At 60.5% G+C, this 15,505-nt stretch carries 14 protein-coding genes and 1 tRNA gene; 7 read left to right on the top strand and 8 right to left on the bottom strand.

What is annotated here, in order from left to right; all coding sequences use genetic code 11:
• The first annotated feature begins 239 nt into the window (after positions 1 to 239).
• Together QMG46_RS07200 and QMG46_RS07195 are read left to right on the top strand one after the other, a co-directional pair.
• Positions 240 to 431 (top strand): YodC family protein, encoded by a 192-nt coding sequence (locus QMG46_RS07200; RefSeq protein WP_281851807.1) that lies wholly within the window; start codon positions 240 to 242, stop codon positions 429 to 431.
• Between the two features lie 357 nt (positions 432 to 788).
• A complete protein-coding gene (locus tag QMG46_RS07195) occupies positions 789 to 1,583 on the top strand; it encodes a hypothetical protein (protein WP_281851806.1) in 795 nt (264 codons plus the stop codon).
• 48 nt (positions 1,584 to 1,631) lie between these two features.
• Here QMG46_RS07195 and QMG46_RS07190 read toward each other — a convergent pair whose 3' ends face one another.
• The 7 genes from QMG46_RS07190 to QMG46_RS07160 form a co-directional block, all read right to left on the bottom strand.
• A complete protein-coding gene (locus QMG46_RS07190) occupies positions 1,632 to 1,973 on the bottom strand; it encodes a hypothetical protein (RefSeq protein WP_281851805.1) in 342 nt (113 codons plus the stop codon).
• A 20-nt stretch (positions 1,974 to 1,993) separates the two neighbouring features.
• Positions 1,994 to 2,467: a hypothetical protein gene (locus QMG46_RS07185; RefSeq protein WP_281851804.1), complete on the bottom strand. Its 474-nt coding sequence runs from the start codon at positions 2,465 to 2,467 to the stop codon at positions 1,994 to 1,996.
• Between the two features lie 18 nt (positions 2,468 to 2,485).
• Positions 2,486 to 2,836 (bottom strand): hypothetical protein, encoded by a 351-nt coding sequence (locus QMG46_RS07180; RefSeq protein ID WP_281851803.1) that lies wholly within the window; start codon positions 2,834 to 2,836, stop codon positions 2,486 to 2,488.
• Between the two features lie 315 nt (positions 2,837 to 3,151).
• A tRNA-Ser gene (locus tag QMG46_RS07175) sits at positions 3,152 to 3,269 on the bottom strand.
• Positions 3,221 to 3,964 (bottom strand): TSCPD domain-containing protein, encoded by a 744-nt coding sequence (locus tag QMG46_RS07170; RefSeq protein ID WP_281851802.1) that lies wholly within the window; start codon positions 3,962 to 3,964, stop codon positions 3,221 to 3,223. The genes QMG46_RS07175 and QMG46_RS07170 overlap by 49 nt, the downstream gene beginning before the upstream one ends.
• Positions 3,965 to 4,185: 221 nt before the next feature.
• On the bottom strand, positions 4,186 to 4,716 hold the full coding sequence (locus QMG46_RS07165; protein WP_281851801.1) for a histone: 531 nt from the start codon (positions 4,714 to 4,716) through the stop codon (positions 4,186 to 4,188).
• Between the two features lie 90 nt (positions 4,717 to 4,806).
• The gene (locus tag QMG46_RS07160) at positions 4,807 to 6,954 is read right to left on the bottom strand and encodes an adenosylcobalamin-dependent ribonucleoside-diphosphate reductase (RefSeq protein ID WP_281851800.1); all 2,148 of its coding nucleotides are present in this window, start codon (positions 6,952 to 6,954) and stop codon (positions 4,807 to 4,809) included.
• Between the two features lie 345 nt (positions 6,955 to 7,299).
• Between QMG46_RS07160 and QMG46_RS07155 the strand changes: the two genes are divergently transcribed.
• The 5 genes from QMG46_RS07155 to QMG46_RS07135 all read left to right on the top strand — a co-directional run bounded on the left by QMG46_RS07155 (position 7,300) and on the right by QMG46_RS07135 (position 14,611).
• Complete coding sequence (locus tag QMG46_RS07155; RefSeq protein WP_281851799.1) at positions 7,300 to 8,670, top strand: Do family serine endopeptidase; 1,371 nt, start codon at positions 7,300 to 7,302, stop codon at positions 8,668 to 8,670.
• A gap of 451 nt (positions 8,671 to 9,121) precedes the next feature.
• Entirely contained in the window at positions 9,122 to 10,534 is a 1,413-nt protein-coding gene (locus QMG46_RS07150; RefSeq protein WP_281851798.1) for a LysM peptidoglycan-binding domain-containing protein, read from the top strand.
• Positions 10,535 to 10,546: 12 nt separating this feature from the next.
• Positions 10,547 to 11,233 (top strand): HAD family hydrolase, encoded by a 687-nt coding sequence (locus QMG46_RS07145; RefSeq protein WP_281851797.1) that lies wholly within the window; start codon positions 10,547 to 10,549, stop codon positions 11,231 to 11,233.
• A gap of 52 nt (positions 11,234 to 11,285) precedes the next feature.
• Positions 11,286 to 12,665 carry a leucyl aminopeptidase family protein gene (locus QMG46_RS07140; RefSeq protein WP_281851796.1) on the top strand — a complete coding sequence of 460 codons (1,380 nt, stop codon included), beginning with the start codon at positions 11,286 to 11,288 and terminating at the stop codon, positions 12,663 to 12,665.
• Between the two features lie 221 nt (positions 12,666 to 12,886).
• Positions 12,887 to 14,611, top strand: a complete 1,725-nt coding sequence (locus QMG46_RS07135; protein WP_281851795.1) for a M1 family metallopeptidase — start codon at positions 12,887 to 12,889, stop codon at positions 14,609 to 14,611.
• Between the two features lie 162 nt (positions 14,612 to 14,773).
• Here QMG46_RS07135 and QMG46_RS07130 read toward each other — a convergent pair whose 3' ends face one another.
• Positions 14,774 to 15,385 carry a DUF4126 domain-containing protein gene (locus tag QMG46_RS07130; protein WP_281851794.1) on the bottom strand — a complete coding sequence of 204 codons (612 nt, stop codon included), beginning with the start codon at positions 15,383 to 15,385 and terminating at the stop codon, positions 14,774 to 14,776.
• Positions 15,386 to 15,505: the final 120 nt, after the last annotated feature.

Raw genomic sequence — 15,505 nt, 5'->3', positions numbered from 1 at the left:
TTGGGCAGGTGCGGCGTCCTCCCAGTTTTGAGTAGCCCGACGATTTGGAGTCCAATTCCCCCGACCCGCACCGCCGAAGCGAGTGAGCGCTTCGAGAGCGCCCGAGTCGCTTAACTATCCCGTCCCCTTAACTCCTTAACCCGCCCCCCTTAACACGCCTTAGCTCCAAATGTTGGCAGGAAATCGTATCGCTTAGCTTATAGTTGTCAAACCGATTGTCGGCGAACAAGGAGCAGGGTATGAGTGAGTTCAAGATTGGTGACACAGTGCAGCTTAAAAGCGGCGGCCCGGCAATGACTGTGTCTGAATTGCAGGAAGGTGGTAGGGTCTTTTGCGAATGGTTTGATAATAAGGAAAACCATCAAGAGAGGTCCTTTGTTGCAAGCACTTTGGATAAATACGATCCTGGCGCAGGTGCATTGGGCTTCTAGCGGCAGTCGCCTCAGACGCAAAAGGGGGCGAGGGGAGCGGACTCAAAAGTGGTCCACCCCGTCCCCTTAGCTCCGCCTTAGCTCGGTCATATCAGTCACCGGCGCACCGGCCTGCCCGTGGAGGACTAATTGGTGGGTGTCCCAGATCTGCTCCAGCGGGTTCCGGAGCCAGTTCGGTATCCGCTGCGCATTGAGGCGGTTACGCGGTGGAAGTAGGTGAAATTGCGGAGGTCGGCTGCTATTGCGTAGTGGCAACGTTCGCTCCAAACCCTTAACCTGCTCCAAGTAGGAGCAAAGCGATTACTTCGTGTAATCGCTGTCGCTTCCCGATGTTCGACGGGTTGCAAGGGGATGGGGATGACTCCGCTGAGGAGAATTAAAAAAAGAAATGCCGCCCTTAAAAGGCTGGCGGAATTAGATCAAAAGGGCGAGACGTGCGTTGTAATTCACTATTCCTGTGAGTCCTTTTACGACAAGCAGGATGGTCGGACGCCTCGCGTAACCTCTATTGCAGTCCGGAATTTGTCGTCAGGACAAACTGAGTCTTTTTCCATTCATAAGGTTGCCGAGCAAAAGGGCGTCGACTTTGCGAATATTGAGGCAAATTATGATGCTCTTGAAAAAGAGATGCTCGATGAATTTTATACGTACCTTGATAAGACCAAGCATTGCACATGGATCCACTGGAACATGCGCGACATAAATTACGGCTTTCCTGCAATCGAACACCGGTATAAGGTACTTCATGGGAGGCCAATCGAGCTTCCCGAAGAAAGGAAATTCGATCTTGCGCGGGCGCTTATTGATGTATTCGGTGTTCGCTATGCAAGTCATCCCAGGCTAGAAAATCTGATAAAGATAAACAGGATGACTGCGCGTGACTTCCTTGCCGGCAAGGATGAAGCGGAAGCGTTCGAAAACAAGGAGTTCGTTAAGCTGCATCAGTCAACGCTCAGAAAGGCGGACATCATGGCCAATATTTTTGAGCGCATCTCTGACGGAAGTTTGAAGACTGATGCCAAGTGGAAGGACATATATGGCCTCAGTTTTGAATCTGTAGTCACCTACATTAAGCAGCACTGGGCAATATCCTTGATTGGATTAATTATCACAGTGGCCGGCTGGATCGCGAAGATTCATGGACTTTTCTAGGCAGAAAAAAAGCGGCGCTGTCGAATTACGCCGCCGTTGTAAGCAAGGTTATTTGTTGAAAACGCTGATATTGGACAGATTGATTCGAACGAGCCGCTCGCCGTTGCCTGAGTAATCCTCTTCAAGAGTTGCGATGTTGGAATTACTGAGGCCATTTGCAATTGCTGAATGCATTTCATCGAAATCGTGATGAGACACGAGAACCTGCACCCAGTTGCTTATTCTTTGCGTGCCGGGTATTACAACTTTCGGCGCACAACACTGAAAGCCCGCGGCACTGAGCTGAGCAATGATAAACGGCGCGTGCTTTTCAGAGCACTCGATACTTTTTCCGATTACCCCATCTTCTTTGAGTTCAATTTCGGCTGAAAAAAGCGGCACAGTACTCATTACTATCTCCTTGTGGTCATTTACTTGTTTTTCTTAAGGTCCGAATGTGCCTCGGCAATGAATTCTTTCATGTACCGATTAGCAATGGACCAAGAGAGATCTAGGTGCTCTTGCCAAGAGTCTTGGCGTGGCATGTTCTCTGACTCGGCCTCATATTTTGCGAGGATGCTGAGCGCAGAGGCAGATAGAATGAACCCACCAATGTCCGATGTCCTAAGTATCTCGTCACGCGCTTTCAGTGATTGATTCTTTAGCTCCTCGACTCGCCCGTCATCCAAGTCAAAATCAAGATAGCTTGCTCTCAAGTGCTCTGAGTAGAACTTCTTGGACGAATGGAATGCGTCAATCACACGCTCGTAGGCCTCAAACTTCTTTTCCCACCAGTGCTCCGAGCGAAATTTTTCCCGTGATAGACGAACAGTGATCCACGCACTGAAGGTCGCGCTAACGACAGCAATGAGAATCGTTGTCAGGACATGGAATAGGAGTTCCACAGAGGCTCGCTCCTTTGGCTAGCGCTGATTCGAGTCGCTGGCGAACTTGATCGCCTCGCCTTCAACGACGACATGCCGGTCATTGTTGCTGCGATCAGCGCGCACGATCACCGCATCCGCACCAATCTGCGCACCGGCAGCTTGTAGCTGGGGGATTGCGTCGCTGACGCTTGGATCAGTCCAGCCGGGCTTGTAGTGGTTGGCGGAGACGATGCCGATGGAGGTGTACGCGCGCTGCGGCGGCGAGTAGAGGATTTGCACCCGACTCGGATCGGTTGGCGCGTAGGGTGTCGCTAGATTGCTGTGCGCTTGGTACGTGCTGCACCCGGCGAGCGCGCACGCGAGCGCGATGCTCAAGAGAACTTTCATATTGGCCCCTGTCCCTGTCTTCGGGAGACGGCCCAGTATCTCGCTATCGAGAAGTGGACTCCAGCGCTGCCCCGGCGTCCATTAGGACGCATACGTCTACGACCATGCAGGCATGTGCAGGAGCGTGTCGCGCGCTGCGACCAGTACCTACCCACTGACCCGTAGTCCGCTCACAGCGAAATCGTTGCGTATATCGCTACCATCCTTGTCCGTAGCCGTCCGCGCGCAATCGGATCGCGCCGTAGGGACTAAAGTAGGGAAGCCAACCAACAGGCAATAAAAAAGCCCCTTAATTCAGGAGCTTATTTAATTTTCTGGCGGAGAGGATGGGATTCGAACCCACGGTACGCTTACACGTACACCTGATTTCGAGTCAGATGCATATCACCCACACTTCGAATACCCACAATTCAAACAAGTCTGACACCCATCCATCAGCACCAGCGCCTGCGTATTGCACTTAACGCACATAGTCGCCCCAGGCGGAAAGCCCGTGGATGACTCGGCGGCCGGCTTGGCGGCCTCGGCACTGCCCTGCTTGGGCGTGGGGTTGGCGGCAGCCTCATAGGCCGCCCGCTTCTCGGCAATCAGTCGCCGGGTCGATTCATCCATCTCTGGGTCGTGGATCAGGCCGATCATCTTCATATGCTGCTCGATCACCGCGCCGATCTCGGCCACGATGCTGGGCATGTAGACTCCGCCGGCCTTGAAGTAGCCGCCGCGCGGGTCAAACACCGCTTTCATCTCCTCAGCCAGGAAGGTGATGTCGCCGCCCTTGCGGAAGACGGCGGAGATGATGCGGGTTAGCGCCACGATCCACTGGAAGTGGTCCATGTTCTTCGAGTTGATGAAAATCTCGAAGGGACGGCGTTGTTCGTGCGAGGTGCCGGCGTTGAGGACGATGTCGTTGACGGTGACGTACAACGCGTGCTCGAACAGCGGCGACTTGATCTTGTAGGTGGAGCCGATGAGCGTCTCGGGGCGCTCTACGCTCTCGTGCATCTGGATCACTTCCGCCTTGGGTGCCTCGTCTTTCTTGGGCTGGGCGGGGGTGGTGGCTTGCGCGGCTTTGTCTTCGGGCTTTACGACGTTGTAGCCCTTGATCTTCTTTTCGATCTTGATCGCCATGGTGGTGTCTTCTTTTTGAGTGCTTGGCGGTGCCGCGAGGCTTTGGTGTTCTTTTGGGTGGTGCGGGTGGCGCTGCTGCGCCTTTTTTAAGAGGCGTGCTTCGCACTACGTATTTCACTGGGTCCCCGCCTTCGCGGGGATGACGGATAGGGGAGGTCTTCGTCACCCTGTCGTCGAAGACAATCGGGTCCGGCACCAGGCCGGACCCGACTGGTTACGGCTTACTTGCGACGGGCGGCCTTTTTGGTGGCCTTACGCGCCGTCTTCTTGCTGGCAGTGGACCTCTTTACCGCTTTGCGGGCGGTTTTCTTGCTAGCGGACTTTGCCGCTTTCTTCGGGGCGGCTTTACGGGCCGTCTTTTTGCTGCTGACCTTCTTTGCGGCCTTGCGGGCCGTGCCCTTCTTGGCAACCTTGCGAGCAGTCTTCTTGACTGCCTTCTTGGCTGCCCGCACCTTCTTCACGGCTTTCTTGGCAGCCTTCTTGACTGCCTTCTTCACCGCTTTCTTGGCTGCGACTTTCTTGGTGGCTTTCTTGGCTACCTTCTTGGTCGCCTTCTTCGCGACCTTCTTGGTTGCCTTCTTGGCGCCGGCCTTCTTGGTGGCTTTCTTAGCCGCCTTCTTGGCCGGTGCTGCCTTCTTGGCAGCCGGTTTACGCTTGGCGCGGGCCTTCTTCGGCGCCGGGGTCGAATCGACTGCCGGTGCTTCCGTTGTTGCCGTTGTATCGTTCATTTCGAAATCCAGATCAATTGACATGTGTTCCCCTCCGACGGGTTTTTTTAGTGCTAAACCGTAACTCTACGCAAAGCCGTTACGCGGTAATGATAGCGGTCATGCTCCCCGCTATCAGAATTTGCCGTAATAGCCTTCCTTCAAGGCATCGAACAGATTGGCGGCGGTGTGCATTTCGCCGTCGTACTCCACCTCTTCGTTGCCTTTCAGTTCCACAACACTACCGTCCTCCAATTCGAAGCGGTAGAGGGTGCTCTCAAGATCTGACTCTTTCACCAACACGCCCTGGAACGCAGCGGGGTTGAAACGGAAGGTCGTGCAGCCCTTGAGACCCTGCTTATAGGCGTAGAAGTAGATGTCCTTGAAGTCTTCGTAGGGGTAGTCGGTCGGCACGTTCGCGGTCTTGGAGATCGACGAATCGACCCACAACTGCGCGGCGGCCTGGATGTCGACATGCTCCTTCGGCGAGATATCGTCAGCGGCAACGAAGTACTCTGGCAGCTTGGCCTGGGCATCGTCGGTGAACGGCATCGCGTCGGCATTGATCAATGCGCGGTAGGCGAGCAGCTCGTAGCTGTAGACCTCGACTTTTTCCTTGGTCTTGCGGCCCTCACGGATCACGTTGCGCGAGTAGTGATGGGCAAAACTGGGCTCGATGCCGTTACTGGCGTTGTTGGCCAGCGACAACGAAATGGTGCCGGTGGGCGCGATCGAGCTGTGGTGGGTGAAGCGTGCGCCGGTTTCGGCGAGCTCCTTGACCAGGTTCGGGGCGACCGAGGCCACGCGCTGCATGTAGCGGCTGTACTTGGCGTGCAGTACGCGGCCGGTGATGGTGTCGCCGACCTTGTAGCCGTCGGTGACCATCTCCGGACGCTTGCGCAGCATGTCGCCGGTGACGGTGAACTCGCGCAGCAGGATCGGTGCCGGGCCTTTTTCCTTGGCCAGCTCCAGCGCCACTTCCCAACCGGCCACGGCCATCTCGCGCGACACCTCTTCGGTGAAGGCGACAGCGTCGGCGGCGCCGTAGCGCATCTTGAGCATGGTCAGGGTCGAACCCAGACCCAGGAACCCCATGCCGTGACGGCGCTTGGAGAGGATCTCGTTGCGCTGCTGCTCCAGCGGCAGGCCGTTGATCTCCACCACGTTGTCGAGCATGCGGGTGAAGACGCGGACCACGTCGCGGTACTCGTCCCAGTCGAAGCGCGCCTTCGGGCCGAACGGGTCGCGCACGAAGGTGGTGAGGTTGATCGAGCCGAGCAGGCACGAGCCGTACGGCGGCAGCGGTTGCTCACCGCAGGGGTTGGTGGCGCGGATGTGCTCGCACCACCAGTTGTTGTTCATCTCGTTGACCTTGTCGATCAGGATGAAACCCGGCTCGGCATAGTCATAGGTGGACACCATGATCATGTCCCACAGGTGCCGCGCGCGGATGTGGCCGTAGATCTTGCAGGCGACCAGGCCGTCTTCGCGCTCCACGTAGTTTTCGTGGGTGGGCCATTCGCGCCATACCACCTGGCTGGCGTCGTCGAGAACGACTTCGTCCTTCTCCTTGACGTGCACTGGGAAGACCAGCGGCCAGTCCTGGTCGTGCTCCACCGCCTGCATGAAGCCGTCGGTGACCAGCAGCGACAGGTTGAACTGGCGCAGGCGACCGTCTTCGCGCTTGGAGCGGATGAATTCCTTCACGTCCGGATGGCTGACGTCGAAGGTGCCCATCTGCGCACCGCGGCGACCGCCGGCGGAGGAGACGGTGAAACACATCTTGTCGTAGATATCCATGAAGGACAGCGGGCCGCTGGTATAGGCGCCCGCACCCGACACGTACGCGCCGCGCGGACGCAGCGTGGAGAACTCGTAACCGATGCCGCAACCCGCCTTGAGTGTCAGGCCGGCTTCGTGGACCTTCTCGAGGATGTCGTCCATCGAATCGCGGATGGTGCCGGACACCGTGCAATTGATGGTCGAGGTCGCGGGCTTGTGCGCGAGCGCGCCGGCGTTGGAGGTGATGCGGCCAGCCGGGATCGCCCCGCGGCGCAGTGCCCACAGAAAACGCTCGTTCCAGTGTTCGCGCAGCTCCGGCGTCGCTTCCACATCGGAAAGCGCGCGCGCCACGCGCTGATAGGTTTCGTCGACGCTGCCGTCGACCGGTGCGCCCGACTTCGCTTTCAGGCGGTATTTTTTATCCCAGATGTCCTGCGACGCGGGCTGCAGCGGAATCGCTGCGGCATCACGAACCATGGCTGGTGCACGCACGGTGCTCATCGGCTTCCTGACCTCCCGGTATGACCCGTACCGTTGGTTTCTTCACATCAGCTGAGGCATCGCCGGTGGCCTCCCGGCCCGGCAGCGATTACCCGCCTGTCTTCCCTTCCGTACGAAAACCCCTCCCCTGAGGGGTTTGTTGGTCGACACCAGCACTGGGTAGTGAACTGACATCAACACACAATATGTTGTGCTTGCGGACGGAAGTGCAAGTTACCCCTGGTCCGATGCGAAGTAAAGTGTTTTGAACACCGTCACGTTATCGCCAGGTGCGGGAACCGAACGCGACAGGCAAAGTCGAACCTGCACTTATGCTTCGCCACCCATGTTTTTAAGGAGTCTTCGATGTATCCGCGTCATCGCCGCCTCGCTGTCATATTTAGTGCCGTGCTGGCATCGGTGCTGCCGCTGATCGGCCGTGCTGCACTGCCACCGAGTGTTGACGGGCAACCTTTACCGTCACTGGCGCCCATGCTGGAGAAAGTTACGCCGGCGGTGGTAAACATCTCGACCAAGACCCGCGTAAAGGTGCGCGATCCGTTCTTCGACGACCCGGTGTTTCGTCAGATGTTCGGCCTCAACGGCGGCGCGCGCGAACGCGTGGAGCAGAGCCTGGGTTCGGGCGTCATCGTCGATGCGGCCAAGGGCTATGTGCTGACCAATAACCATGTGGTCGGCGGCGCGGACGATATCTCGGTCACCCTGCAGGACGGGCGCAACTTCAAAGGCAAGCTGATCGGCACCGACCCGGAAACCGATGTGGCGGTGGTGCAGATTCAGGGCACGGATCTGAAGGCGCTGCCGCTGGCCAACTCCGATCAACTGCGCGTGGGCGATTTCGTGGTTGCGGTGGGCGACCCGTTCGGGCTGGGGCAGACGGCGACCTCGGGCATCGTCTCGGCGCTGCGTCGCTCGGGGCTCGGCAATTCGGGCTATCAGAACTTTATCCAGACCGATGCCTCGATCAACCCGGGCAACTCCGGCGGCGCGCTGGTGAACCTGCGCGGCGAGCTGGTCGGCATCAACACGATGATCTTCTCGCCCTCGGGCGGCAATGTCGGCATCGGCTTTGCCATCCCCACCAATCTGAGCAGCGAGGTGATGCAGCAGCTGATCGCGCACGGCAAGGTCAGCCGCGGCACGCTGGGCATCGACACGCAGGAGATCACCCCACGCATCGCGCAGGTACTGGGGCTGAAGAGCAGCGAGGGCGTGGTGGTGACGCGGGTGAGCAACGGCTCGGTCGCCGACCAGGCCGATGTGCAGACCGGTGATGTGATCACTGCGGTGGACGGCAAACCGCTGCGCAATCCGCAGGACCTGCGCAACTCCGAGGGTCTGCTACCGGTCGGCAGCTCGGTCAAGCTCACCGTCACGCGCGGCGGCACGCCGCGCGACATCACTCTGAAACTGACACCCGAGAAACTCGCCACGCTCGACGGCGGCAAGCTCGATGCACGACTGGTGGGCGTCACCTTCAGCGAGCTGCCGCAGAACCTGCGTAGCCAGGGCGTGGCCGGTGTGCAGATCGCGAGCGTCGCCAAGGGCAGTCGCGCCGAGCAGAGCGGACTGAAGCAGGGGGACATTTTGCTGGGTATCGGCAATCTCCGCGTGACCAGTCTGAACACGATGCAGCGGCTCGCCGGGGTGAATCCGCGGCAGTTGTTGCTGGTGGTGTCGGGGGATGAGGGGACGCGGTACGTGCAGGTGCTTTGAGTGGGGTTTGCTTATAGGAACGGCTTCAGGGGGAGACCTTTCTAGTCGTCATCCCGGCGCAGGCCGGACAAGCGCTTGCGCGTAGAACGCCCAGAGGGCGGCCCCGAAGGGGCGAGCGAAGCGAGTAACCCAGTGGCATCGGTTTTCAGTTTTCGCGATAGAGCTGACTTTTGCGCGCTCTCGCGACAACCGATCACAAAGTCACTGGGTCCCGGCCTGCGCCGGGATGACGGTAATGAAAACTGAGGTTATTCGAGGCACCCTGAAGTCGCTCCTACAAGGTGAGCCGGGTTCTCGCGGAACTGCCAGGGGCTTCACCAAACTAAACGTAAGCACAACTTCCGCTTGATGTTTTCCCCACAGCCGGCTGAAATACCGCGATTCTTCACCAGCCTGCAGCCCTGGAAGGCAACGCGGCGACCACACTCATAACCCTGGGGTTACGCAGCACATGTCATTTCGTCTTGCCCGTTTGCTCTCTCTTGCCTTGATCGGCACCAGCGTCGCCACCGTGGCGTTCGCCGCCGCAGGCCCCACCCTGGTGTGGCGCGGCGATATCACCACTGCACGAGGCGTGGTGACCGATGTCGCCAAGGCCTGGGAAAAGAGCGGCAAGGGCAAGATCGAATTGCAGCCGTTCAACACCGCCTCGGGCCTGGACGCCGTCGCCAAGGGCACGGCCGATCTGGCCGGTGCCGCACGTGGCAGCGCGGGTGGCTCCGAATCCGAGCTCGCCTTTACGCCGGTGGCCTGGGATGCGCTGGTGATCATCACCTCGCCGTCCAATCCGGTCAGCTCGATCACGCTGCAGCAGCTGCATGACGTGTACTACGGCAAGATCACCAACTGGAAAGACCTCGGTGGTCGCGACGAGCCGATCAATGCCTATGCGGTGGCCAGCCCCGGCGACGGCGTGGAATACAGCCTGCGTCGCCTGATGTTCGGCCGCGGCAATCAGCCGGTGGCCGCGCCGCGTCTGTATGTGAATACGGCCAAGCTCGAAGAGGGCGTCACGCTCGATCCGAAATCGTTCGGCGCCACCACGCTGGCGAACGTGCGCGGCAACCCGAAGATCAAGGTGCTGAGCATCGGCGGCATCGCCCCGAACCAGTCGACGATCTCCAGCGGCAGCTATCCGCTGTTTACGCCGCTCTACCTGGTCACCAACAACACCAACCCGAAGGCCGCCGACGTCAAGGAGTTCCTCGACTTCGTGCAGAGCGACAAGGGCAGCGCGCTGCTGCGTGCGCATGGCTTGGTGCCGTATAACGATGGCGCCGCACTGGCCTCGATGGACAGCTCGCGCCGCGCCAAGATTCTTGCCGAAGTCGGCGCACGCGCCAGCGCCGGCAGCGAACAGCCGCTGGTCACCTCGGGCACGGCCGTTGCCTCGGCCAAGGCGGCCGCGCCGGCCGCTGCAATCGCACAAGCGAAGACGAAGACCGAAGCACCCAAGAGCGAGTTCGCTGCCGTCACCGGCACCTCCGTCTCTACCGCACCGCCGAGCCTGAAGGGCATCCATGGCGATGCGATCACCGTCAGCGACAAGGCTGCGCGCGGCGCGGACTTCGCCAAGGTCACCAGCGAGGTGTACTTCACGCGCGGCAAGCCGGCCAAGGTAGCGATGGAAAAGGTCGCGCCGGCGAAAGCTGCCAAGGCCGACACGCACAAGGTCGCCGAAGCCAAGCCTGCGAAGGCCGCCAAGCCGGTCGTTGTCGCCAAGACCTACAAGGTCAATGCCGGCGAAACGCTGTACTCGATCGCCAAGAAGCACTCGGTCGACGTTGACCAGCTGCGCGCCTGGAACGGCCTGAAGGACAACACCGTGCGCCAAGGCCAGGTGTTGAAGGTCGGCGCGCGCTAAGCGCGACGACTGGTGAAAATTCTCGCACTGACGGTCGACCTGGACGACACCCTGTGGCCAGTGATGCCGGCACTGGAACAGGCCGACCGCGATCTCGACGCGTATCTGCGTCAACACCATCCTGACGTTGCCCGCGCATGGCCCATCCCGGCCATGCGCGCGCTGCGTGCCGAGGTCGCCGCCGAGCGCACCGACCTGGCCCACGACTTCACCACACAGCGTCATATCACCATGCAGCGCGCCTTTGCGGCCTGCGGTATCGACGATGCGCCGCTACAGGCCTTGTGGGATGTCTACTTCTCCGCGCGCAACCGCGTCGAGCTTTATCCGGATGCCCTGCCCGCGCTGGAACGCATCGCCAAACACTATCCGGTCGCCAGCCTGACCAACGGCAATGCCGATCTGGAGCTGGTCGGCATCCGCGCGCATTTCGCGTTCCATATCTGCGCACGCGATACCGGCATACCCAAGCCGGACAAGCGCATTTTTCATGCCGCCGCCGATCTGCTCGGCGTGGCGCCGGAAAACATCCTGCATGTCGGCGACGATCCGGAGCTGGATGTCGTCGGCGCACGCGATGCCGGCCTGCGTACGGCCTGGATCAATCGCCGCCAGCATCCATGGCCTGGTTTGCTCGGCACCAAGCCCGATCTCGACCTGCCTGACCTCGCGGCGCTTGCCCAATGGCTGGATGCGTAGCGTCCGAGCGCGCATCATGCACACCTGAAAACTCAAGCGTTTTAGGAAGACCATGTCCGCACTTATCGAAGCCAAGTCCGGCGACCGCCACAGCGTCGCCATCGAAACCACCGATGCCGCGCACTACAACACCGCACGCCGCCGCCTGACCGCCGCACAACGCCGCTGGCTGGCCGACAACGCGTTCGAAGCCAAGCCGGGTAGCGTCGGCCTGCTCAGCGATGCCAACGGCAAGCTGGTGCGCGTGCTGGTCGGTGTGGATGCGAACGATGCGCTCGGTGCGCTGGCCGCACTGCCCAAGCAATTGCCCGAAGCGGTCTATCACCTGGCCGACGAAGGCGTGCTCGCCGATCGCCGGCAGGCCGCACTGGGCTGGGCGTTCGGTGCGTACGAGTTCACGCGCTATCGCAAGGCCAAGCGCGGCCCGGCACAGTTGGCGATTCCGGGCGATGATCTGCGCGCGCTGGCGCCGCTGATCGTGGCCACCGCGCAGGTGCGCGACCTGGTCAACACACCGACCGAAGACATGGGCCCGAAGCAGCTGGCCGATGCAATCAAGCAGTTGGGCAAGACGTACAAGGGCAAGGTGCGCGAGTGGGTCGGCGACGAACTGCTCAAGGCGAACTTTCCCACCATCCACGCCGTCGGCCGCGCCAGCCATCGCGCACCACGCCTGATCGAACTGACCTGGGGCAAGGCATCGCATCCCAAGCTCGTCGTGGTCGGCAAGGGCGTGTGCTTCGATACCGGCGGCCTCGACCTGAAGCCTTCTGACGGCATGCGCTGGATGAAGAAGGACATGGGCGGCGCGGCGCACGCGATCGCGCTGGCCGGCTTGATCATGCAGGCCAAGTTGCCAGTGCAGCTGATCTTGCTGGTGCCAGCGGTAGAGAACGCCGTGGCCGGTAATGCGATGCGTCCGGGTGAAGTGATCACCACGCGTGCGGGCCTGACGGTCGAGATCGACAACACCGATGCCGAAGGGCGACTGGTGCTGTGCGATGCGATTGCCTACGGTGTCGAGCAGAAGCCGGAGCTGATCGTCGACTTTGCGACCCTGACCGGTGCGGCGCGCGTGGCGCTGGGTCCCGACCTGCCGGCGCTGTTTGCCAATGGCGATGCGCTGGCCGATGACGTGCTTGCCGCTGGGCGCGCGGTGGACGATCCGCTGTGGCGTCTGCCGTTGTGGCGGCCGTATCGGAAGATGCTCGATTCGTATATCGCCGACTTTGCCAATGCCGGTGCTTCGCGTCATGCGGGGGCGATTACGGCGGCGCTTTATCTGGAGCGGTTTGTGCCGGAGGGTTTGCCCTGGGTGCATCTGGATACTTACGCGTGGAACGATGCCGATCGGCCGGGGCGTCCGCGTGGGGGTGAGGCGATGGGGTTGCGGGCTTTGTTTGGGTATTTGCAGGCGCGGTTCAAGAGCTAAAGAGCTTCCCCCTCACCCCAACCCTCTCCCCCGGCAGAGCCAGGGGAGAGGGAGCAAAAGCGCGCAACGTTGAAAGCTTGCCTCAGTGTGCCCCCTCTCCCCTGGCTTCGCCGGGGGAGAGGGCTGGGGTGAGGGGGGCTCTTACCCCACAACCATGACTTTCGGCGATACCTCCGCCGCCCTCACACTGCCATCCTGTGTCTTTAACCACGGTGGCCCCCATGACGAACACGCGCCCGACGCTGTCCCTACTCGCTCTCGCCATCCTGTGCGCCGGCAGCGCCTATGCCGCCGACACACCGACGGTCGATCAGCCGCCGTTGAGCGAGCAGACCATCCGCTCCGGCGGCGTCATGCCGGCCGAACAGCAGCGGGTGAACTTCGATCATGCCGAGCTGCATATCGGCGTCGATCCGGCGCAACAAACCATCGACGCCGATGCGCGCCTGACCTTCACGGCAAAGAGCAGCACCGACACCTTGCTGCTCGACCTCGATCACAACCTGCCGATCAGCGCGATCACGCTCGACGGCAAAAAGCTCGACGCCACGGCCTGGAGCAATCCCGATGGCCGCCTGAGCATCCATCTACCCAAGCCCCTGGCACAGGGCCACAAGGTGACAGTGGATGTGCGCTACGGCGGCAAGCCGCACGTTGCCAAGCGTGCCCCCTGGGACGGCGGCTTCGTCTGGAGTCACACGCCCGATGGTCAGCCGTGGGTAGCCAGTGCGGTGGAGGGCGAAGGTTGCGATCTGTTCTGGCCGTGCATCGACCATCCGCAAGGCAAACCCGATCTGGTCGATCTCTATGTCACCGTGCCCAAGCCACTGGTAGCTCCGGGTAACGGCAAGCTGATCGAGGTGAAGGACGAAGGCAACAAGCGCACGTATCACTGGCGCGCCAAGCATCCGACCACCTATGCCATCTCGATCAATGTCGGGCCGTTCGAGCTGCTGAAGGGTGACTACAAGAGCCACTACGGCAACACGATTCCGATGCAGTTCTGGTATCTGCACGGCAACGAGGACAAGGCCAAACAGCTGTTCGCCGAATTCCCACGCATGCTCGATTTCTTCGAGCAGGAAATCGGACCCTACCCGTTCGGTGACGAAAAGATGGGCGTGGTGGAAACGCCGCATCTAGGCATGGAGCACCAGACCATCAACGCGTACGGCAACGGCTACGCCAAGGGGCCGTACGGTTTCGACTGGCTGTTGCAGCATGAGTTTTCGCATGAGTGGTTCGGCAACCAGGTCACCAATGCCGACTGGGACGATATGTGGCTGCACGAAGGCTTCGGCACGTACATGCAGCCGCTGTACGGCCAATACCTCTATGGCGACATGCCGTATTTCGCGATGCTTCAGGACGAGCGCGTCAAGTTGAAAAACGCGTTCCCGGTTGTTGCCGGCCGTAGCCAGTTCGAGCATGAGGTGTACGACGCCGACAAGGGGCCGGCGAACGACATCTATTACAAAGGCTCGCTGATGCTGCACACGTTGCGTGGACTGATCGGCGACCAGGCATTCTTCGAAAGTATCCGCCGGCTGGTGTATGGCCGCCCGGATCCGAAGCCCGGCAATTTCGCACCGCACTACGCCAGCACCGGCGACTACATCAAGATCGTCAACCAGGTAACCGGTCGCGATATGTCGTGGTTCTTCGATGCCTACCTGTATCAGGCCAAGCTGCCGAACCTCGACGTGCAGCGCGATGGCGATACCTTGAAGCTGCACTGGCAGCTGACGGACAACAAGCCGTTCCCGATGCCGGTGGAGGTGCAGATCGGCGACAAGGTGCAGACCTTCCCGATGAGCGATGGGAACGCATCGGCGCAGGTGCCGGCCGGAACGTTGGTGATTGTCGATCCGCGTTCGAAGTTGCTGCGTGAGTTGCCGCATGTGGCTGAGTATCAGCAGTGGCAGCAGAGTCAGAAGAAGAAGTAAGGGAAATATCGAACAACGCCCTACTCGTCATTCCGGCGCAGGCCGGAACCCAGTGGCGTTATCGCTGAATTGTCGCGACATCGCCTGGATATGCTCCCGAAAACCGACAACCGAAGCCACTGGGTCCCGGCCTGCGCCGGGATGACGATAGGAAAACTGAGGTTATTCAAGGTTTGCTGAAACCGCCTTGCGCGCACCACTCAGCAGACGCCACAGCGCGCGCAAGCCACGCACGATCTTCGGCAACAGCCAAACCAACAGAAGCAGAAACAGCGCCAGCACCACCAGCATCGCCGCCGGGTGTGCCCACATCAGATACAGCACGCCGATCAGCGAGATGTCTTCGCCGAAGCTCGCCGTCCAGTTGCTCACCGGCTCGGGCGAGGTATTGATCAAGGCGCGCCCGCCAGCCTTCGCCAGGTGCGTGCCCGATACGATGGCGCCACCGATCAAGGCCGCCGCGACCTGTTCGCCACCCGGTGCATTCTTGAACACGCCCCAGGCCAGCAAGGTGCCGGCCGGGATGCGGATAAAGGTGTTCACGGCATCCCAGACGCTGTCGAACGCGGGGATCTTGTCGGCGAGAAATTCGCCGAGCATCAACACGCCGGAAATCCCCAGCACCCAGTAGCTGGTCAGTACCTGCAGGCCTTCCGGCAGCGGCACCCAGCCCAGCCGGCCAAGCAGGCCGGCGATAAACACGGTGGCATAAAGGCGTATCCCGCTCCCCAGGGACAGGCCACCTGCCAACGCCAAGCTCTGCAAGGTATCCATGGCTTGGGCTCCCGAGCCGACGCATGGGGCCTACGCTTGCGCAGCGACGCGGTGGCGTCAAGTGGCCCACCCTACGAGCAAAAAAAAGCAGCGCCGAAGCGCTGCCTTTTTTATGCATCT

Origin of the sequence: Dyella sp. GSA-30, from assembly GCF_027924605.1 — a bacterium.
Classification (GTDB): Bacteria; Pseudomonadota; Gammaproteobacteria; order Xanthomonadales; family Rhodanobacteraceae; genus GSA-30.
This window is presented reverse-complemented; position numbering and strand designations above follow the sequence as displayed.